This is a genomic window from Endozoicomonas atrinae, assembly GCF_001647025.1.
Classification (GTDB): Bacteria; Pseudomonadota; Gammaproteobacteria; order Pseudomonadales; family Endozoicomonadaceae; genus Endozoicomonas; species Endozoicomonas atrinae.
Genome location: NZ_LUKQ02000407.1, coordinates 1 through 1,198, shown reverse-complemented (window position 1 = coordinate 1,198; position 1,198 = coordinate 1). Strand labels below are relative to the sequence as shown.

Here is a 1,198-nt window from a genome sequence, read left to right as displayed (position 1 = left end):
GGTACAGGTATTGGGCGGTATCCGCAAAGGCGGTGAAAATAATCACCTTTTTATTGCCCGGGTTCAGAGGCTGCTGACATTTACGCTCAATGATGGCTTGCAGGCGATGCAACTTGGCATCCCGCTTTGCATCGATGGCCTGAGCTTCCGTTAATAGTTGTTGAAGACGGGTGCGGTCTTCTTCCAGGTCCTGGCGCCAGAGGATGTGATCGATATCCTTGATCAGGATTTTGACCTTTTTACCAATGAGGTAAGGGTCAAACTCCGGGGAGTCTACCTCGATATCGTTAATGCTGAGTTCTTCAACCTCATCGCTGGCATGGTTGTCCAGTTTGCTCAGCAGCAGGTCGACGGCCCCGAGCAGTTTTTTCAGGGTTAGTGCGAAGGAGTGGATCGAGCTTTCCATCCGTTTCAGCAGGTTTACCCGCATCAGGTGAATCAGGCTCTGCTCACGATCCACCATTTTGAACACTGAGCCTTCACTGACCTGAACATCGTATTTGCGGTTATATTCTGCCCGTTTCTCCATCCTTACATACTTCAGTGGCGCGTAAGCACTGAGGTTTAAGCGCCGAATGATGCGGTTGATCTCCTTAAGCGGTGGAAACTGGCCGTTTGAATCGATGTCTTCCTTGATATTGAGTGGCTTCAGGCGTTCCGGGAAGGCACCGATTTCTGCGATGTCATAGTACTTTTCAATATGCTTGCGGGAGCGGGCAATGGTGAGCAGATCGAGCAGCTTGAAGTAGTCGAAATTCATGCCTTCCAAAAGTGATTCGGTGCTGCGCTGCGCTTCGTCGAGCTTTAGCCATTGATTAAACTGGGTCTGGGCTTTTTTCAGGGTGATTTCTATGCTGCTGATGCCTTGTGCTTCAAAGGCGGTGTCTTGCCCTTCGGTGATGAAGGCGACCTGGTTTTTCAGGTCGTTCATCCGGTTATTGACCGGTGTTGCCGAGAGCATCAGTACTTTGGTTTTCACACCGGAACGGATGATGTCATCCATCAGCCGCGAGTAGCGGGTATGACCCTCTTTGGCGGAGCTGCTGTTACGGAAGTTATGGGATTCATCAACCACGATCAGGTCATAGTTGCCCCAGTTGATGGTTTCCAGATTGATCTCACCGGATTTGCCGGTGGTGCGTGTCAGGTCGGTGTGGTTGAGTACGTCGTAGTTGAAGCGATCTGCCGATAATAAATT

1 protein-coding gene is annotated in these 1,198 nt (G+C 50.5%); it reads right to left on the bottom strand.

The features are described from left to right. Positions 1-1,198, bottom strand: a 1,198-nt coding sequence (locus AK963_RS27045; RefSeq protein ID WP_139117702.1) for a DEAD/DEAH box helicase family protein, incomplete at both ends; no start/stop codon positions are given.